This window comes from Neisseria sp. HMSC15G01 (genome assembly GCF_001808255.1).
GTDB lineage: Bacteria > Pseudomonadota > Gammaproteobacteria > Burkholderiales > Neisseriaceae > Neisseria > Neisseria subflava_A.
In genome coordinates this window covers 49,660-74,770 of record NZ_KV792655.1, presented here as the reverse complement: position 1 = coordinate 74,770, position 25,111 = coordinate 49,660, and the positions used below count along the sequence as shown (strand labels likewise).

Below are 25,111 nucleotides of genomic sequence, written 5' to 3'. Positions count from 1 at the left end.
ATTAACTAGCCCAAATCAGCAGGGTAAACGCTGATTTTTTATCGCCATTTTCTCTTATGGCGTTTGAAGCCTATTCACAGGCTTTGGACGGCATATCAAAGTTTATGGCGGTGTGTGGTAACGGCAACGTCCACGCCTGACTAGTTACAGGAGAGAGCACCGCCCCCTTATTTCGGGCATTTCTCAAATCTCAATTTAACTAGGAGCATTTCAAATGCAATCTTGCACTTCTACCCAAATCCAAACCATTCAAAATCAAGCCCAAACGGTAACCATCCCCTTAGAGCTGGCAAACCGCATTATGGACGCGCTGTACTACGGCGGCGAATTTATCGCCAATACGGGCGCAATTATCGACACCATTTGCGACAACATGGCCGCCCATCCCGTCCACAACACCCCCATAAGTGCGATCAGAAGCACGGCACGCCTTGCCACAGTCATTCAAACCCTAGTCCCCCATGCGGAAAACTTGGAATCTTTCGATTTGTCATCCGAGCTTGAGGGATATATTCAAAACCGACCCCATCCCGCGCCCTGACGATTCAGACGGCGGCGGCTACATCTGTAACCAATGCACCCCCAAAGGCGGCAGCGGTTTTGACCTGCTGGCGCTGGTGTTTGGTTACAGCTTTACGGAATCTGTAAATCAGGTTTCCGCCCTGCTGGAGCTTTCAGACGACCTGAAAGAATGGGCTGTTTACAGCGTAACCAAAGCAGATTAAGCCCACCTATTCCCTGAAATTTACCCGCCTTTATGCCGCCTATTTCAGACGGCATAGGGCAAACTTCGCCCTAGTGTTTTCATAACTAATTGATTTTATTAGGTTCATGTTTTGAAACACTGGAGGCAGAGCAAAGGATAAAACCATGAAACAGACCAATAAATCCGACCGTTTCCGCCGGTATCTTAACCGCGCCTTGCTGGTGTTTTGGGTGTTGCTTTTGGCTTTGGTAGTCCGAGCCTGTAACCAGCCCGCCCACGCTGACACGGAGCAACTAGAGCAAGAAACGCCCGCAATATGGGAAACCGACCCAACAGCAGGAATTGTTTTAGAGCCAGTATCAGAGGAGGCAGAGCAATGAAAACCATCACGGAGAAACTGGCAAACCAACTAAACAGCAAAGAAAAGGCAATCGCAGCGGCGGACGTTGTAAGCACTATCTTGCTGATTGTGAATGACGGAGCAAGCCAAAAAGAGGCGATTCATACCGTATCAGCCATAGCCCGCGAATCTATGGACAGATTCGAGGAGGTAGGAAAATGAAACCGACATGCAAAGAAATCAGAGCAGCCGCGCAATACCGCTGGCCGGAAATACACGCGGCATTAGGCATAGACCAGCGATACCTGAAAAACAAACACCAGCCCTGCCCCGCGTGTGGAGGGAAAGACCGTTTCAGATATGACGACAAGGACGGAAACGGCACATTCATTTGCAACCATTACAACAACGGCGCGGGTGATGGTTTCGGCTTGGTAATGCACTTTTTCGGGTGTGATTTTCAGACGGCCTTAAAGCAGGTTGCTGGCATTTTAGACATGGACAATGCAAACCCTTTGCCGATACCGCCCAAACGCCCACAAGCGCAGCCACGCCCCGAAAAAGACCAAATCGAGAAACTGGCCGCATTGTGGAGAAGCACAGAACCTATCCGCCCCGATTCCCCTGTTATCCAGTATTTGAGATCACGCGGTTTGGAGATGGCGCATTTACCCGAAAACGTCCGTTTCCTACCTGAAAAAGACTATTGGACAACAGTCGAAGATAAGCCGCTTTTGCTTGGCCGTTTCCCCTGTATGGTTTGCGCTATCCGCGATATGGACGAAGAGCTACAAGGCTTACACCTAACCTATTTACAGCCTAGCTATGACAAGCCATGCGGGGAGGACGGACTACACGCCCCGCGCTATCAGAAACTGGCAATCAAAGACCCTGTAACAGGCGAAGCATTACCGGCCAAGAAAATGCGAAACCGTAAGCAAGGCAGCATTTCAGGGCAAGCCGTCCACTTGTTCCCGATTCCTGAAAATGGCCGTCTTGTCATTGCAGAGGGAATAGAAACCGCCCTTGCCGCCCGTGAATTGTACAAGGCTTACGATTGGGGCTTATACGCGGCCTTGAGCGCAAACAGCATGGCAAATTTTCAGTTTTTGAACGGTATAAAAGAAATTGCGATTATTGCCGATAACGACACGCCCCGCCCCGTTGGTTACAGAGCTGCTTATGACTTGGCAATGCGAGCCATTAAGCAGGGAATCAAGGCGAGCATATGGCAAAGCAAAACGCCGGGCTATGACGCACTGGACGAACTGAACGAGAAAAAGCAATCAGACAATCATTTCGGAGGACAGACAGCATGAAAAATACCGAAACAGCGAAGCAGGAAAGCCCCAACGACTACAACCTTGAGAATATCGAGCCATTCCGCCCGCGCCCTCACTTTGAAATCGACAATCGGGGCGTATGGTGGGTAAACGTTAGAACCGATAAAGACGGCGATATTATCGAAGCAGAGCCGCTATTGCTTTCCGACCCTATCGACATCATTGGCACAGGGCAAGACAATGACGGCGCGTATTATCGGATTATCAAGTTTAAAGACAAAATCACACGCCAACAAAAGACCGCCGCCATACCACAAGCAGAAATCGGCACAGTCCAAGGCTGGCAGCGTTTGCAGAATTTCGGCCTAGTCATCATGAGCGGGCGGGCAAAAAGGGAAAGACTAGCAGACTATTTGCAGAAAGAGGGAAGCCCGGCGGCCTTTACCATTACCGACCGCGCAGGCTGGCACGAAGACAGCTACATTATGCCCAGTGGGGAAACCATCACAGCGACCGACAAAGACCCCGCCATTATCTACAACGGCGACACCAGCCAAGCAAAGGCATATCAGCCAAACGGAGAGCTTACCGACTGGCAACAAAACATAGCCCGATATGCAGTAGGAAATAGCCGTTTGTGCCTTGCTTTGGGAGCTTCATTTGCCGCCCCGTTGCTTTCCCTATTAAACGAAGAATCGGGGGGCTTCCACTTGATGGGCGATTCTTCAGACGGCAAAACCACAGCCGCAAAAGTAGCCTTGAGCGTATGGGGCAAACCATCAGGAAGCCTGTTGTCTTGGAGCGGTACGAAAATAGGCTTTTCCAACACAGCCGCCGCCCGCAATGATGGCTTGCTGGTGTTGGACGAAATAGGACAGGCAAGCCCGCACGTTATCGGCGATACTGTTTATAGCGTTATGAACGGTATCAACAAAGTGCAAGGCGCAAAACAAGGCGGAAACCGCGCTTTAAGCCGCTGGAAAGTGATGATGTTTTCCACCGGCGAAAAGACCCCCGATTCCATCTTGAAGCACCATAAGGGCGATTGGAACGCAGGACAAGCCGCCCGCCTGCCTAGTATCAGAGCCGCCGCGCAATACGGCATTTATGACACATTGCACGGATTTGAAGATGGCGCATTGTTGAGTGAGCATATCGCCCAATCAGCAGAAAAATATCACGGAACGGCAGGAAGACTATTTATCCGACAGCTTTTAGACAACCTAGAACAAGCCAAACAGCAGGCAACGGAGCGCATGGCCGCATTTATGGCAACCATTCCCGAATTATCAGGGCAGGCGCGAAGAGTAGCAAAACGCTTTGCTATCGCCGCCTCCGCTTTGGAACTTGCCGCCCCTGTTACCGGCTTGCCCGTAGGTGTAGGCATGGCAGGCGTGAAAAAATGCTTTGATGAATGGCTGGAAGCCAACGGAGCAGGAAAACACGAAGACCGCCGAATCATTGAGCAGGCAGAGGATTTTATCGCCCAGCACGCATTAGGCACGCGGTTTATGGAATGGAGCGATAAAAGCACCAATAAAGACCATGCAGGATATAGGAAACAGGAGGGGGAAAAATTGGAATTGTGGGTAATCCGCCGTGTCTTTGCCGATGAAATCGCCCAAAGTTTCGATGAAGCGAAAGTTTGCCGCGTATTAGCAGATAATGGATTGTTGAAATATAACCACAAAAACAGAGGCTACCAACACCAGCGGAAAGGTAACGGCTGGTTTCATGTTTTAGCTACAAATATAGAACTGGACGACTAATCATTTACATGGGGTTAATTCCAAAATCCTAACCAAGCCCGCCGGGATCAACACAGGCGGGCTTTTTTACGTCTAAACATTCAGGCAGACCAACCAAGAAAGCATAAAATTAACAGGAAGCCCCTAAATCTCAAAAATTAGGACTGTTTGACCCTTTCCCTATACCTACCCTACCAAAACAAAGAAACGCGCTTACAGCGCGATTTTAGCCTATTTACGCTATGACCAACAAAGACAGACGAGGGATAAATAATTTCGACACCAATACGCGCGCGCGCGAGAAAAGCAGCCCTTGAATTTTTGGAGCCCATAAAAAGGAAAGAAGACCAAGACACGCGAAAAGATAAAACCATATGCGCGAGGCAAAATCACTTGTTACCTTTGTTACCACAAAATTTAACACTTATAACTATATGAATATAAATATAAAAACACAGAAAAAACGGTAACAAATGAACATAAATTTACTTGTTACCGATTTGTTACCACTTGTTACCCTTTTATATTCAAATGGTTACGCTTAAAAAATAGGAGCGGTAACAAATGGTAACAAGGTTAAAATATGTGTTTTGTTACCATGTAAGCCATGACTGGCAAGGCTTTCAGCCATTGGTAACAAGGTAACAAACGATTTTTGCGTTTTTTTGTATATATACGCTTTTTTTGTTTGGGCGCATGACTGACAGAGCCGATACAAACAAAAGCCGCCCGAGAGACAATATCGGACGACTGGAAGAAGAAAGCAGAGAACACCCCACAAGCGCGGATAATTTCCAGTGTTACAATTCAACCATGTTTACAGCTTGGCAGAAATGCCGCAAAATATTTTTGCCCCTGCCACCCAAACAGCTTAAACTGGCAATCTGACAAGGGGTAAATAGTGCCAAAAAAATGCCCCTACCTTAAAGTTTTGGGGTAACTTTTGGGGTAACTTTTACCGTAAACAAGAACATGATTATATTTAAATCAATGAGTTAATCTCAAAGTACGATTGACCCCGCCTCCACCAGATTTGAAGCGCAAACTTTTAATATAAAAAAGTTTGCGCTTTTTTATAAACTTAAACAGGCCGTCTGAAACTTTTCAGACGGCCTGTTTTTATATCAAATATCTGAGCGAAAAAACTTTTTCTTTCGATACATTCCCAATAGTGCTTTAAAAAATTTCAGCCTCACATTTTTCTATCTGATTTCATATTCATTTTACGATGAGGTCTAACCGTTACACTCAAGGGCAGATGATCTGACAAATGCTGCCAGTCTTTACTGTTGTGGATTTCAGAATCGATGACATCAAGGTTGCGCGTGTAAATGCGGTCAAGACTGAGGATGGGCAGGCGCGAAGGGAAGGTTTTGGGGCGTTTGCCTGTATTATCGACGAATACTTCGTTCAAATCTAATGCCCTGCCCAATTCATGCGCTGATTTCTGCCGCCAGTCATTGAAATCGCCAGCGATAATCAACGGGCTTTCCGGACGAATATATCGGCCAACGTAATCGCTGATGGCGCGGTATTGTTTAAGGCGGTCCGGCTCGCGCAGATTGAGGTGGACGCACAAACACACCAGCGGATCTTCCCAACCTTCGGGCACGACCTCGCAATGCAACAGGCCGCGCTGTTCGAGTTTATTGACGCTGATGTTGAGGTTGTTTTCCGTTTTCAGCGGCAGGCGGCTGAGAATGGCGTTGCCGTGGTGTCGTTTGGGATAGACGGCATTTTTGCCGTAGCTGCGATGATAATCGAGGCTGTCGCCGATGATGTCGTAATGCGGCGCATCGGGAAAGTCGGTACGGCGGCTTCTGTTGAGATGTTGTCCTTGGACTTCTTGTAAAAACAAAACGTCCGAACCCAATGCACCCAGCGCGTCAGCCATGCGGTTGACCTGCACTTTGCGGTTGAGCGCAGACATGCCTTTGTGCATATTGTAGGAAGTAATGGTAACTGGACGGGGAGACATGATGTGTGATGAAGCGGTTTATTTGCTTCAGTATAACACCGGAGCGTGTGGTTTTACGGCAATTTTGGTTATACTTGTTTAAAGAATAAAACGGCGTTTTGACAGGGAATTTCCCAATCAAAACGCCTTTTGTTTTTCAGACGGCCTTGCGTCCGAATCAGTTGTTGATTACTTCAACATTGGTCTCAAAAGTAACGGTATGTTGGTATTTAGATGCGGTTTTGCGTTTCGGATAAGGATATTTGGAAACGCTTTTCACTGCACGTTCGTCCATTTCAGGATTGCCGCTGGATTGAATGATATTCACGCGGTCGACATTACCGGCAGGAGTTGTGAAGACATCCATCAAAACGGTTTTAACGCTGCCGTTTTGTGCTTTCATGGCTTCCAGAGTTTCGGTATCGGCTGCTTGTGCGGTACCGAATACAGCGGCAAACAACAGGGCTGAGGCGAGGAGTTTAGTCGTTTTCATGTTTTAGTCCTTATTAGGGTTGTGGTTAGGTTAAATATTTCAGACGGCCTGGATTCGTCGTTATTTGAAATTCAAAATCGGCCAACCTTTTTCTTTGGCTTCTTTTTCCAACTCGGCATCCGGATTGACGGCGACAGGTTCGTCCACGATACGCAGCAACGGCAAGTCGTTTTTGGAGTCGCTGTAAAAATAAACCTTACCGTAGCTTTCAAAGGTCTCGCCGCGCTCGGCAAGCCATTGGTTCAATCGGGTAATTTTGCCTTCTTTCAGGCTCGGCGTACCGACATAGTTGCCGGTATATCGGCCGTCTTCACCGGTTTCAAGCTGTGTGCCGATAATGTTGTGAATACCGAAAAGATGGCAGATTGGAGTAATGATGAACTCGTTGGTCGAAGAAATAACCAACATTTCGTCACCCGCCATTTGATGGCTTTGTACCAACATACGCTGCATCGGAGAAATATGCGGAACAATATATTCGGCCATAAACTCGCGATGAAACTCAGCCAATTCCTCCTTGCTGAAACGGGCTAAAGGCGCGAGATGGAATTTGAGGAAAGCATCAATATCAAGACAACCGTTTTGATAGTCTTGGTAGAACTTTTCATTTTGCGCCTCGGTTTCAGCCGCATCCACTATGCCTTTTTTAATCAGGTATTGCGGCCAGGAGTGATCCGAATCGGTATTGATTAAAGTATTGTCGAGGTCGAAAATGGCAAGGTTTTTCATTGGGTTTCCTGTTGTTTTAAAAGCTGGCGCAAAAGCGGCAAAGTAATGCGCTTGCCCATCATAACGGCGTAGTTGTCGAGGGTATCGAGCATTTGCATCAGGCTGTCCATATCGCGCCGCCAATGGTTCAGCAGGTATTCGAAAATTTCTGGATCGATGGTTACCTGACGGGCGGCCGCCATGCTGACAAGCGCATCGATTTTTTCCCGGTCGGTCAACGGTTTGACTTCGTAAACCAAGCAATACGCCATGCGTGTGCGCAGGTCTTCGCGGATAACGAGTTGTTGCGGCGTATATTCGGAACTCAAAAGCAAAAAGCCTTTGCCGCTGTTGCGGAAGCGGTTGAAGATGGCAAACAGTAAAGCCTGTTCTTCATTATTAAGCTTTTCGATTTGGTCAATGGCAAGATATTCCGCATCCAGCGCGGCTTCTGTCAGCGGCGTGGCGGCGGCATCAATATAGATGGCATTTCGTCCGGCATCGAGCGCCTGTGCGACCCATGCCTGCAAGAGATGGCTTTTTCCTGCGCCCTCTTCGCCCCAAACATAGATAAATTGCCCATGTTTGTGCTGCAACACATACACCAGCTCGGCATTTTCTGTTCCCAGAAATTTGTCGAAGCCGGGATAATCATGGCTGGCAAAATCGAAGATGAGCTGGTTCACAAAGGCGCACCGGTTAGGTTGAAATCGGCTTTATTTTACGTTGTTTTGCCGTCCACCATCAAGGATAAAGGCCGTCTGAAACCTATACCTGCAACATATCTGCACTTCTAAACATATCTTGACGCGCTTACGGCATTGGTTTTATTCCGCTTTGGTTTTACAATGTCGAACTTCTCGCCGAAACATTTGTCTGTTCTTTTTCAGACGGCCTTTTTATTTGGGGAACCCTAGTGATTTCTACCCTTATTGATTTCATCCTCCATATCGACCAACACCTTGTCCACCTTTCCGCCCAATACGGCCCGTGGATTTACGCGATTTTGTTTGTTGTGATTTTCTGCGAAACTGGTTTGGTCGTAACGCCATTTTTACCCGGCGACTCGCTGCTTTTTGCCGCCGGCGGTATTGCGGCCATCGGCGGCATGAACATCCACGTCATGGTATTGCTGCTCTTGGCGGCCGCTATTTTAGGCGATGCGGCCAACTTTATGATTGGCAAGTATTTTGGACAAAAACTGTTTGCCAATCCTGATTCCAAAATTTTCCGCCGTTCGTATTTGGAAAAAACCCATGCGTTCTATGAAAAACACGGCGGTAAAACCATCATCATTGCGCGCTTTGTGCCGATTGTGCGGACGTTTGCTCCATTTGTCGCCGGTATGGGCGATATGCACTACGCGACGTTTATCCGTTACAACATTATCGGCGCAGTGTTGTGGGTATTGTCGTTTTCCTATGCAGGCTACTTCTTCGCCAATATCCCCGTCGTCAAAAACAATCTGGGCTTAGTCATGGCGGCAATCATCGTGATTTCGATTTTACCTGCGGTAGTCGAAGTCGTCCGCGCCAAACTTAACGCCAAAAAATAACAATCAATCGAAAAGTTTGAAAGTTTAAACACATCAAGGAATTGTCATGCCGTTGTTGTCTATTGAGTTTGCGGTATTCTTTATCGTATTTTTGCCGCTGTACTGGGCATTTGCACGTTTGCCGCAAGTTCAAAACGTTTTACTTTTGGTTGCCGGACTGGGCTGGCTTTACCGTATCGACCCCATCTTTGCCGCGCTGATTTTGGTTTACTCGTCTGTGGTTTACCTGGTCAGCGTGCTGATGTTTTCTGAAAACGAGCATATCCGCAAATTTTGGCTGGGTTGCGGTATTTTGGCGGCATTGACTGTTTTGTGTTTCTTCAAATACTTCGACTTTTTCCGCCCGATTATTCAGCAATATACAGGACAAAGCGCCGTCATCGACATCCTTTTGCCTCTGGGCTTGTCTTATTACACTTTCCAATCGCTGGCTTACTTGGTGTATTGCTACCGTGAGCCTAAGGGAGAGCGTTTTGAATGGCACGAGCTCCTACTGCATCTGAGCTTCTTCCCCACCATCACATCCGGCCCGATTATCCGTGCAGCCGCTTTTAAAAGCATAGATGGCGAACAAGCAGGCGCATTGGTGCAAATCCGCACCAAACAGGCACGCCAGCTGATTTATCCGGCTTTGGCGGTTGGCCTGATTATGTTGGGCATTGCCAAAAAGTGGTGGCTTGCCGGCGTATTAGCGGAAGGTTGGGTATCGCCTGTTTTTGAAAATCCGGCTCAGTTCGACGGCTGGGGCGTTCTGTCTGCGATTTATGGCTACACCTTCCAACTCTTTTTCGACTTTTCCGGCTACTCAGATTTGGTCATCGGCTTGGCCATGCTGCTCGGCTTCCAACTGCCGAAAAACTTTGCCGCGCCGCTTCGCGCCATCAACATCCGCGACTTCTGGGACAGATGGCATATCAGCCTGTCCACTTGGATTCGCGACTATATCTATATCCCTTTGGGCGGCAGCAAAAAAGGCTTCGGCCGCACCCAGCTCAATCTGATGATTGCTATGTTGCTTTCCGGCATTTGGCATGGCTATGGCTGGAGCTTTTTAATTTGGGGCGCGCTGCACGGTGCGGCTTTAGTATTCCTTAACTGCGGCGATAAAATCGTCGGCCGCAATGCCTTAGGCCGTCTGAAAATCGGCAAACCGCTTGCCTGGCTGTTTACTTTCCATTTCGTTTGTTTCGCTTTTGTCGTGTTCAACAGCGCAACGCTTGCCGATACGGAAATGCTGTTCAGCGCATTATTTGCCAATGACAAAGGTTGGAACGCGCCTCTGCCGACCGACCTCATGTTGCTGGGTGCATTTGCGATGATGCTTTTGCTGTACCCGTATTTGCTTCGCTTATTTGAAGCATCGGTAAAAGGCTTGGACAAACTGCCTGCATGGCTGTGGTTTATCCCCATCACGCTGATCCTCGCCCTGATTATCGTCTTCGCCCCGTCCGGTATTCCCGGCTTTATTTACGCCAACTTCTAAGGAGCAGAACATGAAACGCTTTATCTCCCTGTTTGTTTCGATTCTGCTCAGTGCGGTTGCGCTGACGTGGTTTGCCCAAAACTCCATCAATGCCTATTGGCAGCAAACCTATCATGAAAACAGTCCGCTTGAGCCTTTATCCGAATACGCTTGGTGGCGTATCGGTGCGGATTGGCAACAAAAAGCCTACGAATTTTCAGACGGCCTGAAAGCTTCGCTGGAAGCAGAAGACACTTTGGCTTCGGAAGACTCTGGCATTGAAACAACAAGGTCGTCTGAAAATACGGAAAACATTGAAGTATCCGACAATCAAAAAGACTCTGCTGCTTCCGATGCGGCTAACAATACAGATACCGCAGCCAGCGAGCCAAGCAATCAGGCTGATCAGTCGGCAACACAGGTCGTGTTGAAAAAAGGCAACAAAGTTTTCTTTGCCGGCGACTCACTGATGCAGGGCGTTGCACCTTTCGTACAAAAACACCTCAAGCAAGAATATGGCGTACAATCGGTCAACCTCAGCAAACAAAGTACCGGTTTGTCCTACCCCAATTTCTTCGACTGGCCGAAAACCATCGAACAAACTTTGCAAAAAGAACCCGATATCCGCGTTTTGGTTGTATTCTTAGGCCCCAACGACCCTTGGGATTTCCCGATGGGTAAAAAATACCTGAAATTCGCCTCCCCCGAATGGGAGGCAGAATACCTCAACCGCGTCCGCCGTATTCTTGATGCAGCCTCCACACATGATGTCCAAGTCATTTGGCTGGGCATTCCTTACATGAAAAAAGCCAAGCTCAACGAACAGATGCGCTACCTCGACAAAATCCTGTCGGGTACGGTGTCGCCTCAAGCCATTTGGCTGCCGACTGACAAACTGTTGAGCAATGGCGCAGAAGAATATGCCGACTCTGTCAAAGTAGATGGAAAAATCATCCGTTACCGCAGCAAGGACGGCATTCACTTTTCCGCAGAAGGCCAAAAACTATTGGCCGAAAAAATTATGGAAAAAATTAATTTTACACACGATACACAACCATGAAATTTAATAAAACCTTACTCCTCACACTTCTCGCACTCCCTATTACCGCCTGCGCAACCAATGACGGCCTGTTAAGCAACTACGGCTCCAACCGCCCTGCCTGGCTGAATAAACTGCAACAGCTCAACAATACTTCAGACGGCAAGTTTCGCATCATCCAAGTTGGCGACTCCCACACCGCCGGCGACTATTTCACCGACCGCCTGCGTCGCCGTTTGCAACAACAATGGGGCAACGGCGGCATCGGTTGGGTTTACCCCAACACCGTCAAAGGCCAGCGCATGGCAACCGTCCGTTACAGCGGCAGCGGTTGGAACACCATCAGCAGCCGCAAATCACACAGCGATTTTTCTTTCGGCGGTATTGAAGCACGCGCCGATGGCGGCAGCATTACCTTAAGCGCAGCCGACGGCAGCATGGATATGCAACAAATCTCCATTTTCGGCAAACCGGTTTGGTCAGAGCAAACCCTGACCGTCAACGGCCGCGAAATCCCTGCCACACAAAACGGTTGGCAACTGCTGCGTACCAATGCTTCCCTGCCGATGACCCTCAGCAGCAGCATGCCTTGGCAAATCGGTTTCATTAATATCGAACGCCCCGGACGCGGCGTAACCGTTTCCGCCATGGGCATCAACGGCGCGCAGTTATCCCAATGGTCAAAATGGCGGCCCGGTATGTGGGAAGATTTGGCACAAACCAAAGCCGATTTAATCATCCTTGCCTACGGTACCAATGAAGCCTTTTCCGGCAACCTCGATATTTCCTTTACCGAGCGGACATGGCGCAATTACATCCGTCAAATCAAAAACACCCTGCCTAACGCAGGTATCCTGATCCTCGGCGCTCCGGAATCTTTGAAAACTGCCTACGGCAGCTGCGGCAACCGTCCAGTCTTACTCAGCGAAGTACAACAAATGCAGCAACGCGTTGCCCATGACGAAAAAATCATGTTCTGGTCTTGGCAGGATGCGATGGGCGGGGCATGCAGCATGAAAAACTGGATGGCTCAAGGCTTGGCAGCCAAAGACGGCGTCCACTTCTCTGCACAAGGTTATGAAACTGCAGCCGATAAGCTTGCCGACAGCCTGATCCGCTTTGCTCAATAAATTGGCCAAGGCCTAAGTGTTTTTCATTAACAGCACATAAAAGGCCGTCTGAAATTAATATTTCAGACGGCCTTTTGTTTATCGCTTATTCAGCAAACTGCTTATTTTTTTAAGCCAACATATTGCTGCTCATGCGTTGCGTTTGGTTTTCCGTAAAATGAACCAATCTTGCCTGCCTGTCAAAACCTAATGGCTTGGCGACAAGGCGGTTGGGCAGCTTGTTTAAATGATGGTTGTAGCTTCCGGCTCTGCGGTTGTAAGTGCGGCGTGCCGATGCAACTTCCGCCTCTGCTGCATCCAGCATTTCCATCAAACCGGCCAATTTCTCATCAGGATACTGTTTCAAAAGGCCTTTGACGGCAGTTTGCAATTTTTTCAGCGCATGATTCAATGCTGTTTCGGCTTCGCACAGATGTTTGATCTTGGATTCGGAAAATGTTTTGGCAGTTTGCGCCAATGCGGTTTCGACTTCGGCACACATCTGCTGAACGTTTCGATCCGATGCAATGCCCTGCTCTTGCAGGTGTTTGCTGTATGCATCCAATACATGACGGACGGCCTGATGTCGGCAGTCAAGCGCAATGCGCAAAGAGACAAAGGATTCGCGACAGTCTTTTTTGCGGTCTTTCAACTGTTGTTTGAAATACAATAAGACGGCGGCGATTGATACGAAAATAAGTGCAAGACTGATAATGCCCATAGTGAGTTCCCTAGTTATGATGCCACTCATACCGGTGGCTGATTTTTTACATTGATTATAATCCAATTTTAATATTTTTTCCCAATTTTCATAAAAAAGGCCGTCTAAAATTCAGACGGCCTGAAGTTTATATTTCTATTTCAATGCTTTGACTTGATGTCGATAACCCACACTTCTGATTGCGAACCCAAACGAAGGGGAATGCCCCAGAAGCCGTAGCCCGAAGTGGTGAAAAAATGGCCGTTGCCGATCGCCTCATAACCGTAAGCAAGACGATAAAGCGTACGGACGATAAGGTTGGCAGGTGCAACTTGGCCGTTGTGGACATGGCCGGAGACCTGCACATCAATCGGCAGCCGGGCATGGGTTTCGATTGAAGTAGGACGGTGATCCATCAATAAAACCGGTAATTGGGTATTTTGACCTTCCAAAAGCTGCTCCGCACTGGGACGCTTGCGATCCAAATCATCGCTCCGCCCTACCAGCAACACACCATTCACTTCCAGAACCTGATTGGCCAAAACCGTCAAACCTGCCGCTTCCAATTCATGTTTGATACGCTTCTGATCGCGGAACCAGTCATGATTGCCCAAAGTGGCATAAACGCCCATCGGCGCAGTCAGCTTCTGCAAATGCGGTTTCATGTTTTCTTTAAGGTAGGCATCAACGGTATCGTCCATCAAATCCCCCGGCAGCAACACCATGTCGACTTTTTCCCGCTTCATGATGTCCGTTAGCTTGTCCAATTGACGCGCGCCAAACAAAATCCCCAAGTGCAAATCGCTGGCCACGCCGATACGCAGCGGCTTATCCATTTTCTTATTGATGAATACAGTCTGATGGCGAACAACAGGCGTATAGGCGTTATACATCCCAAAACCGAGCAAACCGGCCACAAACAAAGGCGCAAACAGCCGCAGGCTTCGTGACAGCAGTTGGCGTGCCATAAAACGGCGCAGCAAAAGATACAGGATAAATGTCGCCAGCGCGGCATACATCACAAACAGCAAGATCACCATCCAAAACGCCATCGCGCGGAATATTATATGTCCCAACTCCAGCAGCAAACCGACCAACAAGCCGTTTGTAATGAAATAGGAAATACCCATCAGCCAACGTCTGCCGACTTTGCCAATCCAAGGCGCAAACAACCATTGCAGCGAACGCCCGAGCCCGAATGTAAACACTTGCAACAGAATGACGCTCACAAAAAACATCTTGCCAAACATGCCTTTCCGCCCTAAAAAATCAAAAGGCAGATTTTAGGCCGTCTGAAACTTTCAGTGTATAATCCCCCGCGTAAAAACCCATAATATTTTGAAAGGAATCATCATGAGCCATCCCCAATCAGCCATTATTCCTGATCACGCACAAGCCGGTATTTTTATCGAAGCAGACATTTCAGACGGCCGCAATGAAGACATCAAATCTGCCTGCCGTCTTTCTTTGGAGGCTCTGGCTAAACTGAAAACCCGTTTTCCGAATGATATTTTGGGTTTGACCATTGCCTTTGGCAGCCGCGCATGGCAATCGTTCGGCCATACTGACGAAGGCAGCGAAATCAAACCTTTCCCAGAATTGGGCAACGGCCTCGCACCCTCCACCCAACACGACCTCTATATCCACATTCAAGCCACCGAGCAAAAAGCCGCCTACGCCTTGGCCCAATCTGTTTTCAGCGCATTCGGCGACAGCATCCGCGTAGCCACTGAAGAACACGGCCTGCGCCTGTATGAAGACCGCGGCTTGGACGGTTTTGTCGACGGTACGGAAAATCCGCAGGGCGATGACAATGTGCGCAATGTCGCCATTATTCCCGAAGGCAAGCCTGATGCCGGCGGCAGCTATGTTTTGCTGCAAAAATACCTGCACGATTTGAAAAAATGGGATGCCGTTCCCACTGCCGAACAAGAAGCCAGCGTTGGCCGCAGCAAAGAAACCAATGACGAATTCAGCAAAGACGTGCGCCTGCCAGATTCCCATCTCGGCCGCGTCAATGTTAAAGAAAACGGCGTTGGCCTGAAAATTGTCCGCCGCAGCCTACCCTTCGGCAAACTCAGCGGCGAACATGGTTTGATGTTCACTTCCTATTGCAACACGCTGCACAATATTGAAGTTCAACTGCTCAATATGTTCGGCGAATCTGACGGCAAAACCGACTTACTGCTGAAACATTTGTCTAAAGCCGTATCAGGTGCTTACTACTACGCACCTTCTGTCGAACGTTTGCAAAATCTTTAACGGCTCAAAGGCCGTCTGAAAAAAACCTGCCTTTTCAAAGGCAGGTTTTTGTTATTTAAATTCCCTTAATATTTTATGGTATTATCATAGAAATTTATCCCATCGTTGCTTAATAAACCCTGATTACAGACAACGATAAAAACTGATACGCCCCAAGCAGCTATTTTCGATAAAATAAACCCAATTATTATCCCTATAAAATTACGACACCATGTATAAATCCCGCCTTCTTCCCCTGCCCGTATTGATTCTCTCCGCGCTGAACGCCTATGCGGCCAATACGCCGAATCCGCTTGATCAAATCGATAAAAACGTACCCAACCAATTCGACAAAGACTTCCGCGACAACCTCGATCAGATTCATTCGGTCGAAATCCAAAAACGCGAGCAGTCGGCATGGGATTTACAGAAAAAACAAGATAACGACACGGTTGCACAAGAGGTGCCGTCTGAAAACAATACCGAATGCTTGGATTACACCGGTATCGAGCTTTCCGGCATTACCCTTATCGATTCCCAAAAGATTGAAGCCAAGTTACCCAAATGCATCAATCAAAACAACATCAACCAACTGAACCGGGACATCGTTGCCGAGTATATCGCTCAAGGCTATCCGCATACGCAAATCAAATTTGAAACCACGTCTGAACGCGTCCTGAAATTGGCAGTCATCGAAGGCAAAATCCGTGAGATTACCGGCGGCTCCCGTACAGTCAACGTCGATACCCTCTTCCCCGATCATCAAGGCAAACCTCTAAACATCCAATACCTCGACCAAGGTATTGAACAGGCAAACCATGTTGCCGGCAACAACGTCAGCATCGATGTTTATCCGCATGATGACGGCACCGCCTCCATCCAACTCAACAACGATGCCCAAAAACATTGGGGCGGCAGCGTCACCATCGACAATAAAGGCAGCAAACCCAATACCACGACACTTCGCGGCAGCCTGAATATCGGCAGCCCGTTGGGATTGAGCGACTCCCTTTATCTAAACGGCTATACCAATCTAAACAATCACGACAGCCATTACAGTCGCGGCGGCAGTATGTTCTACCAAGTACCTTATGGCGCATGGACATTCAGCACTTACGCCGCCGCGTCGCAATCGCAAAGCATCTTAACGCCCAGCGTAACGCGCTATGCCTACCGCTCCAAATCCAAAGCGGCAGGAATCAAAGCGGACCGCGTATTTTCACGCAGTCAAAAACACATTACCTCCGCCTATGCCGGCATCGATTATGTGAAACAGACTGCAAAATTTGCCGACAGCAAACTGGAACTGCAAAGCCCGGAAATCTATTCGGCACAAGTCGGCCTGTCGCATACAACCATCCTGCCAAACGGTATTTGGCTCAACAATATCGGCGTGGAACAAGGGTTTGCGAAAAATACCGAACATACGCCGTTCGACAAGCGCTATACCTCTGTATCCTTGCAAAGCAATTTGATTCAAAACCGCCCATTGGGTAAATGGATCGTGCGCAACCATCACCAAATCGATGCCCAATATAGCCCTCATGATTTGTTTGCCACCAAAGAAATGGACGTCGTCGGTCATCAAAATGTACGCGGTTTCCGTTCAACTTCTTTGAGCGCAAACAGCGCAGTCCTGTTAAGCAATACCGTTTATTTCCGCCGCAATACGCCTCACGGCATCTATATCGAGCCTTATCTGGGTGCAGACATCGGCGTTGCCAAAAACAATAACGAAGGTTCGCAACGCGCCATGGGTGTGGTTGCAGGTTTGAATTTGGGCAAGGCGGATAAATGGCAACTTTCTGCCGACTATGGCAAAGGTTTTGCGCGCATGCCCAACCAATCAAACAGTGAAATACAGGATCATGTGACCGTTTCTTTGCGCATTCCATTTTAAAGTTATGTAAATATATATCCTTTTATCCAATATATAAACCGCCCATCTTAACATTATTAATTTTTCATTAATATCAATAAGATGGGCGGTTTATATTTGCATTTGAAATAGTGCACACAAGGCCGTACTGGTGGTATTATTGTAAAAAATTTTATAACAATGTTAATACATTCAAAATTTCCTCAACAGAAATCTCATACCCGATATGGGATTTCTGATTCAATCTCCATCACGATAAATAAGGATTAAAATCCATGAAAATCGACACTTTATATCAGCCTAAGCTCTCAGCTTCTGGCAAAGTAACTGTCGCCGTGTGCTTTGCATTCCTGGGAAATGCAGCGGTAGCGGCCAATATCGAAGCCATCGGCCAAACTTCGGTACAGCAGCAACACAATGTTGACATCGTCAACATTGCCGCACCGACGGCCCAAGGTCTTTCTCACAACCAATATAACAAGTACAACGTTTCCCAACACGGTGCCGTTTTGAATAACGCCCTGTCTGCCGGTAAATCCCAACTGGCCGGAAACCTGTCTGCCAACAAAAACTTCCAAGGTCAGGCCGCATCTGTGATCTTGAACGAAGTGGTCAGCAAAAACCCTTCTCTGATCTTGGGTCAGCAAGAGATCTTCGGTATTGCCGCAGACTATGTTTTGGCAAACCCTAACGGCATTACCCACAACGGCGGCAGCATCCTGAATGCCAACCGCACATCCTTGGTTGTCGGTACGCCAACCGTTTCAGACGGCACGTTGAAATCTTTTAATATCAGCGACAATGGCAAACAACTGCAAGTAAACGGCAATTTGAGCGGCAACCGCGTAGTTGACCTGCTCGCGCCGCAAGTTGTTGTCGGTAAATCAGCCAATGTTAATGCCGCCGACGCCATCAACGTTTCTTCAGGCAAAAGCAACTTCGACTACAAAACCGCGCAAATCGAAGCATTGGACGCTGCTTCAAATGCGCCGGTGCTTGACGGTCATATCTTCGGCAGTATGCGTGCCGGTACCATCCGCATCCACGCGACCGACAAACGCGCCAAACAAAACATTCAAAATGCGGCGATTACCGGCACCCGCTACCTGAATATCGACAGCAAAGGCAACCTGAGCATCCAGTCTGCCAATCTGACCGGCGCACAAATGGAATTGTTTGCCCGCGATACCGACATCAAAGGCACGGTTAACAGCCATTCTGCTAACAAGTCTTCCAGCGGCAAAGAGGCGAAAAATGTTCAGCACTTCCGTTCAGACCGCAACAAAACGGAAACCTTTACCGCCAGCAATATCAATGCATCCGAGTCATTGACTTTGAACAATAGCGGCAGCCTCAACCTGAGCGCAGCCAACATCAATGCCGGCGCGCTGACCGCATCTGCCACAGGCAACTTCAATTCTAACGCGGTAAAAACCACCAACCGCATAGAATCCGACCATACTCAAAGCAAAGGCCTTTGGTACAACAACAACCTGAGCTCTTCTGCTGACGAAAGCCTGCATCAAACCAAAATCAATGCCGGCTCTGTCAATATTGCCACCACAGGCAAAGTTCAATTGGATGCGACCGAACTAAACTCGGCTGCTGATGCTCGCATTGCCGCCCAACAAGGAATCGTATTGAGCAGCAACAGCGAAACCGACAGCAGCTCGACTTATGTCAGCTTCAAAAATGAAACTGCCGCCCTGAAAACCGGTATCGCTACAAAATCTTCCAAAAACTCTACCGCCCATCAAACCAAAATCTCCGCAGCCGGTGATATCGGTTTGATTTCCGAAGGCGATTTGAGCACTTACGGCGCAAGCATCGCGGCAAACGGCAATGTCGTTACCGATGTCAACAAGATCAACTTGGGCACTCAAACCACCACTAATACCAACAGCCTCGATGACCAGAAAAAATACTGGGGCGGCCTGTTCGGCGGTGAAAGCCAAGTTCAAAACAACCGTACAGAAAACCTGCACGGCAGCAGCATTACTGCCAACTCAAACGTAGTCTTGGGTGCAAAAAACGGCGTCAACGTTTACGGCAGTACCGTTGAAGGCCAAGCCGGTACATTCGTCAGCTCCAAAGCAGGCAATGTTGATATTAAAAACGCCACCAGCACCGATACTTCCGCACAAAGCGCGCGTAAAGGTACGATTTTCAATATCACTACCTCTAAAACCAGCAGCAACAGCAGCATTGAAAAAGTAACCGGTTCTACCCTGGTTTCCAATGCCGACCTGACCGTTGTTTCCAACAAAGACATCAATGTGATCGGTTCTGCATTGTTTGCGGCACAAAAACTGCAACTGTCTTCCGCAGGCGATTTGACCATTGATGCAGCCAAAGCAGTAGAAAACAAGCAGGTCAACGAGTATTCCATCAAAGGCTACTCTGGTATCGAAACCAATAAAGAAAACGGCAGCGTGACTGCCAAAGCCGGTATCAAATTTACCGATACCCACACCGACACCCATTCTGTCGGCCTGAACGGCAGCATTTTGACCGGTAAAAACACCCAGTTGTCTTCCAACTCAAACGTTACCGTCAGCGGCAGCCAAGTCAACGGCGAAGAATCTGTCAACATTTCCGCAGCCAATGACGTCAATGTTGTTGCATCCAAAGGCAGCAGCACTGTGACCGAATCCGGCCGCGTAACCGATTTGGGCGTATCTGCTACTGCATACGAAAAAAATAACGTTGCAGGCGTCGGCGTATCTGTCGGCATTACCAGCACCAAAACAGATGCAACTACCGTAACGAATACATCCCATGTATCCAACATCAACACCGGCGGCAACGCTACCATCACTGCAAACGGCAATATTAATCAAGAAGGTACCGTGATTAACGCGACCGGCAATGTGGTTGAATCTGCCAAAAACGTTACCCATGCAGCGGCACACAGCGGTGCAAAATCCGATGTGAAACAAAACGGCGGCGGTTTGGTCGTTTCTGTTGGCATCAGCACCAACAAAGGCATCGGCGGTGAAATCACTGCACAAGGTCAAGGCAACTCTTCGACCCACAATGAATCCACTGCAACCGTAACCACCATCAACGCAGGCAATGCCATCGTTTTGGCAAATGACAAAGTGTCTGATGAAGGTACAAAATATGATGTTACCGGTGCGATCAACATTGATGCAGGTTCATACCACAACACTGCCGCCCACAACACCAGCAACAGCAGCAGTAAACAAGGAGGCGCTTCTTTGACTGTCGGCGCATACACCAAAGACGGTTCAAACGTTGATGTGAATGCCAACCTGAACGTCAACTACGCTGATGAAAACAAAAAAGAATCTACCGCCGTCAAAGGCGATATGAATGCGACCAATGTTGTCATCAACGCCAAAGACTCTGCTGAAATCGCATCCAACATTACTGCCAACAACAACGTCAACATTACCGCAGGCAACGGCGTAACCTTCACCGAGTCAGCCAATACTGCCTCCAACCAAGGTACAGCCGTTAATGTCGGTATCGGCGCTGGCGCGACAATCAATGTTGAAACCGGTGTTGCCGTTCCTCACGTCAACGGCTCTGTCGGCGTCAACAAAACCGATAACGCGTCTTCTACCGCCGCAGGCGCAAATGTAGTGGCCGGCAACGATATTAAAATCAATGCCAACAACGGCGACGTCAACCTGCACGGTACCAACCTGGTATCCAATAACTCCGTTGAAGTAGAAGGCAACAAAGTCAATACTTCCGGCGCGATCAGCAGCGTTAACGAAAAAAATCTGACCGTCAATGTCAACGGCAGCTACGCTTCAGGCAAACCAAACGGCGGCATCAACGCCAAAGGTAAAAACGACGCCACCGTAACCAATACGGCAAACACCATCCAAAGCGACAATGTTGTTATCACTACCGGCTCTCCAACCGGTTTGAGCGTCAACAATACGACCATCAACGGTAATAATGTTGCGTACTACTATGACGACAGTAAAGCTCCTGCGGCGAACCGTTATACCTACCATCCTCGCCAACCAAGCTACGCCAGACGCCGTTTGCGCTACTAAAATGCACTATTGAAGTCATTTAATAGCCATTAAGACATGCCGTCTGAAAACAGAAAGTTTTCAGACGGCATTTTTATCATCAATGCAAAACAACACACTATCTCTGTTATGATAATGCCTCGCTAATATTATTCCGTTCCAACCATGTCTTCCGCCCTTCCTTTTGACGCGCTCACACTTTCCATCGACGGTACCAACCTCATCGAAGCTTCTGCCGGTACGGGTAAAACCTACGGCATTGCCGCGCTTTTTACCCGACTGATTGTTTTAGAAAAAAAAGACATCGAGAAAATTCTGGTCGTTACCTTTACCAAAGCGGCGACGGCAGAACTGAAAACCCGTTTGCGCGCGCGTTTGGACGAAGTGTTGCAGGTTTTGAACGAAATCCAAACCTTGGGCGGCGAGCCGGAACATATTTCAGACGGCCTGAACAAATATTACGAAAAAGAGAAAAAATCCCCCGATGACTTTCTCAATCGCTTGATTCCTTTGGCTTTAGGCGAGCAAGACGGACAGGAAAGCTGCCATCGCCTGACTCTCCGCCTCAAAGCCGCGCTGAGCCAGTTTGACAACGCATCGATTTACACCATCCACGGCTTCTGTCAGCGCGTCTTGCGCGATTACGCGTTTTTGTGCGGCGCACCTTTGGATGTCGAGCTGTCGGACGACTCGCGCGAGAGGCTGCTGATTCCTGCGCAAGACTTTTGGCGGCAAAAAGTGGCAACCGATGCCACATTGGCACAATTGGTTTTTGATCGGAAATGCACGCCTGAAGAAATGCTTGCCGAAATCAAAAGCTATACCGGCCGCCCCTATCTGAAATTCAGACGGCCCGAAGGCGATTTGAAAGAAGCCCAAGCTAACCTTCAAGAAACATGGCAAAAAGTTTGCAGCCAGTTGGAAGACTTGGAAAAAGCGTTTTGGGTAATCTTGCCCAAACTTAACGGCCAGATCTACAGAAGAAATACCTTTGAAAATGTTTTTACCGATTTAAAAACAAACTCCGAATCCAACCGTCTGCCCCGCCTAAGCAAACAAACACTAGGAAAACTAAACCATTTCAGTGTCGATACACTCAACAGCAAACTGAAAAAAGAATATAAAGCCGATGCCGATGCGCCGGAAATTATTCAGCTGCAAGCCTTGGCCAATCTCGGTCGTGATTTGCAGGCAATGGAAAGCGCAGAAGAAGCAGTCTTCATCTGCCTGCAACTCGACCTACTTTCCTACATCAACCAATCCATTGCCGAACAAAAAAAATCACGCCGCGAGCGCGTGTTTGACGATTTGCTGCTGGACGTCCATCAAGCATTGACCACCAATGAACATGGCAATGCGTTGGCAAAAGCGGCGGCGGCAAACTGGGAAATCGCGCTGATTGACGAATTCCAAGATACCGACCCGCTGCAATACGAAATTTTCCGCCAAATCTTTATTGAGCAAGGCTGCCCGCTGTTTCTCGTTGGCGACCCCAAACAGGCGATTTACAGCTTTCGCGGTGCGGACATTTACGCCTATCTGCAAGCCGCGCAAGATGCGGACAGGCATTACACCCTCGCTGTCAACTACCGCAGCCATGCCAAGCTGATCAACGGCATCAGCGCCTTGTTCAAACAAAAAAAACACCCCTTTGTATTGGAAAACATCGATTACAGCGATGTCTCCGCCAGCCGCGCCGAAAGCCGGCTATCGCCACACTGCCCCGCCATCCAAGTACGCTGGCTCAATACGGACGATCAGACCAACAAAGAGATTTTGCATGGCCGTGCCGCCGAATATTGCGCCGATGAAATTGCCTTTGCGCTCAATGAAGCAGCCGAAGGCCGTCTGAATTTCAAAGGCCGCGCGCTGGAATCCGGCGATATTGCCGTCTTGGTGCGCTTCAACGACGAAGCAGCGATGATTGCCGGTAAACTGAAACAGCGCCGTATCCAAAGCGTGTTGCTGTCGCGCCAGTCCGTTTTCGATTCCGCCGAGGCAGACTCGCTGTCCGCGCTGATCGGCTTTTGGCTCAACCCAAGGCAAACCGACTGGCTGCGCTTTGTCTTGACCGGCGTTTTGTTCGGCTATACCGCCAAAGAGATTTACGAACTCAACCACAACGAACACCAGCTGCTGAAATGGCTGGAGTCGTCTGCCCAAGCCATGGAAAAATGGCGGAAAGGCGGCATTTTTGCCGCCGTGCAGCAGTTTGCCGCCCTACATGACATCGAAACACGCCTGCTCAAAGGCGGCAACGAGCGTAGCCTGACCAACTACTATCAAATTCTGGAGCTTTTGGCCGAAGAAGACAGCCAAAGCCGCAACCCTGCCGCCCTGCATAAATGGCTGAACGAACAAATCAGCCGTGCGCGCAGCGGCCATTTCCCATCAGACGCGCAAACCATCCGTCTTGAAAGCGACGAAAAACTGGTCAAAATCGTTACCATGCACGCGTCGAAAGGTTTGCAATATCCTTTGGTTTACTGCCCCTTCGCATGGGATACCAAAGACAATTCCAAAGAAAACTGGAAAATCCTGCATACTGACAACCACGAAACCGAGCTGCTGGCCAAATCGCAAACCTCAGAAGCAGAACTAAGCCACCTTGCCGACGAAAAGACGGCCGAAGATTTACGCCTACTTTATGTCGCCCTTACCCGCGCCGAAGAACAGCTCAATATCTACGCCGCCGCCAACAAAAACTGTACGCCAAACAATCCTTTTGCCTATCTGCTCGAAGGTTTGCCGGATGCCGGCCGCGAAAGCGTCAGCCAAAGCTATAAAAGCGCGACAGACGTTGTGGAAATGCTCAAAACCAACTGGCAACGCTTTATCACAAACACGCCTGAAAATACGGAGTTTGCATTCACGGAAGAAGCCCCGCCGGAAACCGTCTACCAATACAGCCGCCAGCAAGACCAAGCTTTTAGCGCACATAGCATCAAACGCCGCGATTTTGACTTTATCCGCCACACCAGCTTTACCGGTTTGAGCCGGCATACCAAGTCAACCGACGAACAACACGAGCCTTTGCAACCTGCCATCGATCCGGCAGAAAGCGCAGACCGTGCCATGCCGTCTGAAAACCTGCCGCCCCCACTTTCAGACGGCCTCGATATCCACCATTTCCCCCACGGCACCAATGCCGGCGTATGTTTGCATGAAATGCTGGAAAAACTCGACTTCGCCGCCTCTGCCGAGAGCCAATCCGAAATGATTGCCGAAGTTTTGCAACGCCACAGCTTTGAAGACAAATGGCTGCCGACGGTAATCACCATGCTCGATACCTGCCGCCTTACGCCTTTAATCAACGAGAGCCTGTCGCAGATTCCGCCGACCCGACGCCTGCCCGAAATGGGGTTTACCCTGTACATGGACGATTTCAAACTGGACGACTTGCGCCGTTGGTTTGCCTCAAGCGAAGCAAACCTGCCGCCCGAATGCGTTCAAGCCGCGCAACTGCTTGACTTCCATGATTTACAAGGCTATTTGAACGGCTTTATTGATATGGTTTGCCAAGATTCAGACGGCAATGTCGTTTTAATCGACTACAAATCCAACCATTTGGGCAACGATGCAAGCGCCTACACGCAACAGGCGATGAACGAAGCCGTGGCACATCATCACTACTATCTGCAAGCCCTGATCTACGCCGTTGCCACCGCACGCTACTATGCCCTGCGCGGCAAGCCGTTGCCCAAAATCGCCATCCGCTACCTCTTCCTGCGCGGCATGGACGGCTCGGATCGCGGCATTTGGAAATGGGACATCGATACCGCCCTGCTTTCCACTTTCGTTGAACGAAAAACAAATTCTTGATAAATCATTTTGTTAAGCCGTCAAAAAGGCCGTCTGAAACATTTTCAGACGGCCTT

General features: G+C 48.8%; 20 protein-coding genes. 14 read left to right on the top strand and 6 right to left on the bottom strand.

The window, feature by feature from the left end:
• Nucleotides 1–214 precede the first annotated feature (214 nt).
• From HMPREF3139_RS01770 to HMPREF3139_RS01745, 6 genes are all read left to right on the top strand, one after another.
• Complete coding sequence (locus HMPREF3139_RS01770) at nucleotides 215–541, top strand: hypothetical protein (protein ID WP_070459990.1); 327 nt, start codon at nucleotides 215–217, stop codon at nucleotides 539–541.
• Complete coding sequence (locus HMPREF3139_RS01765) at nucleotides 501–725, top strand: hypothetical protein (RefSeq protein ID WP_070459987.1); 225 nt, start codon at nucleotides 501–503, stop codon at nucleotides 723–725. Before HMPREF3139_RS01770 ends, HMPREF3139_RS01765 begins: the two co-directional genes overlap by 41 nt.
• 145 nt (nucleotides 726–870) lie before the next feature.
• Nucleotides 871–1,086 carry a hypothetical protein gene (locus tag HMPREF3139_RS01760; protein WP_049351938.1) on the top strand — a complete coding sequence of 72 codons (216 nt, stop codon included), beginning with the start codon at nucleotides 871–873 and terminating at the stop codon, nucleotides 1,084–1,086.
• Nucleotides 1,083–1,268 (top strand): polyribonucleotide nucleotidyltransferase, encoded by a 186-nt coding sequence (locus HMPREF3139_RS01755; protein ID WP_070459984.1) that lies wholly within the window; start codon nucleotides 1,083–1,085, stop codon nucleotides 1,266–1,268. Before HMPREF3139_RS01760 ends, HMPREF3139_RS01755 begins: the two co-directional genes overlap by 4 nt.
• Nucleotides 1,265–2,365 (top strand): DUF7146 domain-containing protein, encoded by a 1,101-nt coding sequence (locus tag HMPREF3139_RS01750; RefSeq protein WP_070459981.1) that lies wholly within the window; start codon nucleotides 1,265–1,267, stop codon nucleotides 2,363–2,365. Before HMPREF3139_RS01755 ends, HMPREF3139_RS01750 begins: the two co-directional genes overlap by 4 nt.
• Nucleotides 2,362–4,098, top strand: coding sequence for a DUF927 domain-containing protein (locus tag HMPREF3139_RS01745; RefSeq protein ID WP_070459978.1), 1,737 nt, complete (start codon nucleotides 2,362–2,364; stop codon nucleotides 4,096–4,098). Before HMPREF3139_RS01750 ends, HMPREF3139_RS01745 begins: the two co-directional genes overlap by 4 nt.
• A gap of 1,171 nt (nucleotides 4,099–5,269) precedes the next feature.
• Here the strand turns inward: HMPREF3139_RS01745 and HMPREF3139_RS01740 are convergent.
• The 4 genes from HMPREF3139_RS01740 to hda all read right to left on the bottom strand — a co-directional run bounded on the left by HMPREF3139_RS01740 (nucleotide 5,270) and on the right by hda (nucleotide 7,921).
• A complete protein-coding gene (locus HMPREF3139_RS01740; protein WP_070459975.1) occupies nucleotides 5,270–6,055 on the bottom strand; it encodes an endonuclease/exonuclease/phosphatase family protein in 786 nt (261 codons plus the stop codon).
• Between the two features lie 157 nt (nucleotides 6,056–6,212).
• On the bottom strand, nucleotides 6,213–6,527 hold the full coding sequence (locus HMPREF3139_RS01735) for a TonB family protein (protein WP_003747161.1): 315 nt from the start codon (nucleotides 6,525–6,527) through the stop codon (nucleotides 6,213–6,215).
• A 60-nt stretch (nucleotides 6,528–6,587) separates the two neighbouring features.
• Nucleotides 6,588–7,256, bottom strand: coding sequence for a histidinol-phosphatase (locus tag HMPREF3139_RS01730; protein ID WP_070459972.1), 669 nt, complete (start codon nucleotides 7,254–7,256; stop codon nucleotides 6,588–6,590).
• The gene (gene hda, locus HMPREF3139_RS01725) at nucleotides 7,253–7,921 is read right to left on the bottom strand and encodes a DnaA regulatory inactivator Hda (RefSeq protein ID WP_070459969.1); all 669 of its coding nucleotides are present in this window, start codon (nucleotides 7,919–7,921) and stop codon (nucleotides 7,253–7,255) included. Before hda ends, HMPREF3139_RS01730 begins: the two co-directional genes overlap by 4 nt.
• 230 nt (nucleotides 7,922–8,151) lie before the next feature.
• On the opposite strand from hda, the gene HMPREF3139_RS01720 reads away from it, so the two are divergent.
• Genes HMPREF3139_RS01720 through HMPREF3139_RS01705 form a run of 4 tightly spaced genes read left to right on the top strand, consistent with a single transcriptional unit; the run spans nucleotide 8,152 to nucleotide 12,421 of the window.
• Entirely contained in the window at nucleotides 8,152–8,790 is a 639-nt protein-coding gene (locus HMPREF3139_RS01720) for a DedA family protein (protein ID WP_070459965.1), read from the top strand.
• Between the two features lie 46 nt (nucleotides 8,791–8,836).
• Nucleotides 8,837–10,273: an MBOAT family O-acyltransferase gene (locus HMPREF3139_RS01715; protein WP_070459961.1), complete on the top strand. Its 1,437-nt coding sequence runs from the start codon at nucleotides 8,837–8,839 to the stop codon at nucleotides 10,271–10,273.
• Between the two features lie 10 nt (nucleotides 10,274–10,283).
• Nucleotides 10,284–11,312 (top strand): peptidoglycan O-acetyltransferase PatB, encoded by a 1,029-nt coding sequence (patB, locus tag HMPREF3139_RS01710; RefSeq protein WP_070459958.1) that lies wholly within the window; start codon nucleotides 10,284–10,286, stop codon nucleotides 11,310–11,312.
• The gene (locus tag HMPREF3139_RS01705; RefSeq protein WP_070459955.1) at nucleotides 11,309–12,421 is read left to right on the top strand and encodes an SGNH/GDSL hydrolase family protein; all 1,113 of its coding nucleotides are present in this window, start codon (nucleotides 11,309–11,311) and stop codon (nucleotides 12,419–12,421) included. The genes patB and HMPREF3139_RS01705 overlap by 4 nt, the downstream gene beginning before the upstream one ends.
• Nucleotides 12,422–12,530: 109 nt before the next feature.
• Here the strand turns inward: HMPREF3139_RS01705 and HMPREF3139_RS01700 are convergent, their stop codons facing one another.
• Together HMPREF3139_RS01700 and HMPREF3139_RS01695 are read right to left on the bottom strand one after the other, a co-directional pair.
• Nucleotides 12,531–13,121, bottom strand: a complete 591-nt coding sequence (locus tag HMPREF3139_RS01700) for a LemA family protein (RefSeq protein WP_070459952.1) — start codon at nucleotides 13,119–13,121, stop codon at nucleotides 12,531–12,533.
• A gap of 140 nt (nucleotides 13,122–13,261) precedes the next feature.
• On the bottom strand, nucleotides 13,262–14,350 hold the full coding sequence (locus tag HMPREF3139_RS01695; protein ID WP_070459949.1) for a metallophosphoesterase: 1,089 nt from the start codon (nucleotides 14,348–14,350) through the stop codon (nucleotides 13,262–13,264).
• A 103-nt stretch (nucleotides 14,351–14,453) separates the two neighbouring features.
• Between HMPREF3139_RS01695 and HMPREF3139_RS01690 the strand changes: the two genes are divergently transcribed.
• The 4 genes from HMPREF3139_RS01690 (at nucleotide 14,454) to recB (ending at nucleotide 25,055) form a co-directional block, all read left to right on the top strand.
• Complete coding sequence (locus HMPREF3139_RS01690) at nucleotides 14,454–15,362, top strand: Dyp-type peroxidase (protein WP_070459946.1); 909 nt, start codon at nucleotides 14,454–14,456, stop codon at nucleotides 15,360–15,362.
• Nucleotides 15,363–15,573: 211 nt separating this feature from the next.
• Complete coding sequence (locus HMPREF3139_RS01685; protein WP_070459943.1) at nucleotides 15,574–17,241, top strand: ShlB/FhaC/HecB family hemolysin secretion/activation protein; 1,668 nt, start codon at nucleotides 15,574–15,576, stop codon at nucleotides 17,239–17,241.
• Between the two features lie 254 nt (nucleotides 17,242–17,495).
• The gene (locus HMPREF3139_RS01680; protein WP_070459940.1) at nucleotides 17,496–21,254 is read left to right on the top strand and encodes a hemagglutinin repeat-containing protein; all 3,759 of its coding nucleotides are present in this window, start codon (nucleotides 17,496–17,498) and stop codon (nucleotides 21,252–21,254) included.
• 144 nt (nucleotides 21,255–21,398) lie between these two features.
• On the top strand, nucleotides 21,399–25,055 hold the full coding sequence (gene recB / locus HMPREF3139_RS01675) for an exodeoxyribonuclease V subunit beta (RefSeq protein ID WP_070459936.1): 3,657 nt from the start codon (nucleotides 21,399–21,401) through the stop codon (nucleotides 25,053–25,055).
• Nucleotides 25,056–25,111 lie beyond the last annotated feature (56 nt).

Coding starts and splice junctions, on each gene's coding strand:
- HMPREF3139_RS01695 (WP_070459949.1), bottom strand. CDS start 14,350: ATGTTTGGCAAGATGTTTTTTGTGAGCGTCATTCTGTTGCAAGTGTTT.
- HMPREF3139_RS01760 (WP_049351938.1), top strand. CDS start 871: ATGAAACAGACCAATAAATCCGACCGTTTCCGCCGGTATCTTAACCGC.
- HMPREF3139_RS01715 (WP_070459961.1), top strand. CDS start 8,837: ATGCCGTTGTTGTCTATTGAGTTTGCGGTATTCTTTATCGTATTTTTG.
- HMPREF3139_RS01730 (WP_070459972.1), bottom strand. CDS start 7,256: ATGAAAAACCTTGCCATTTTCGACCTCGACAATACTTTAATCAATACC.
- HMPREF3139_RS01735 (WP_003747161.1), bottom strand. CDS start 6,527: ATGAAAACGACTAAACTCCTCGCCTCAGCCCTGTTGTTTGCCGCTGTA.
- HMPREF3139_RS01700 (WP_070459952.1), bottom strand. CDS start 13,121: ATGGGCATTATCAGTCTTGCACTTATTTTCGTATCAATCGCCGCCGTC.
- HMPREF3139_RS01755 (WP_070459984.1), top strand. CDS start 1,083: ATGAAAACCATCACGGAGAAACTGGCAAACCAACTAAACAGCAAAGAA.
- HMPREF3139_RS01705 (WP_070459955.1), top strand. CDS start 11,309: ATGAAATTTAATAAAACCTTACTCCTCACACTTCTCGCACTCCCTATT.
- HMPREF3139_RS01745 (WP_070459978.1), top strand. CDS start 2,362: ATGAAAAATACCGAAACAGCGAAGCAGGAAAGCCCCAACGACTACAAC.
- HMPREF3139_RS01680 (WP_070459940.1), top strand. CDS start 17,496: ATGAAAATCGACACTTTATATCAGCCTAAGCTCTCAGCTTCTGGCAAA.
- HMPREF3139_RS01690 (WP_070459946.1), top strand. CDS start 14,454: ATGAGCCATCCCCAATCAGCCATTATTCCTGATCACGCACAAGCCGGT.
- HMPREF3139_RS01740 (WP_070459975.1), bottom strand. CDS start 6,055: ATGTCTCCCCGTCCAGTTACCATTACTTCCTACAATATGCACAAAGGC.
- recB (WP_070459936.1), top strand. CDS start 21,399: ATGTCTTCCGCCCTTCCTTTTGACGCGCTCACACTTTCCATCGACGGT.
- HMPREF3139_RS01685 (WP_070459943.1), top strand. CDS start 15,574: ATGTATAAATCCCGCCTTCTTCCCCTGCCCGTATTGATTCTCTCCGCG.
- patB (WP_070459958.1), top strand. CDS start 10,284: ATGAAACGCTTTATCTCCCTGTTTGTTTCGATTCTGCTCAGTGCGGTT.
- HMPREF3139_RS01770 (WP_070459990.1), top strand. CDS start 215: ATGCAATCTTGCACTTCTACCCAAATCCAAACCATTCAAAATCAAGCC.
- HMPREF3139_RS01750 (WP_070459981.1), top strand. CDS start 1,265: ATGAAACCGACATGCAAAGAAATCAGAGCAGCCGCGCAATACCGCTGG.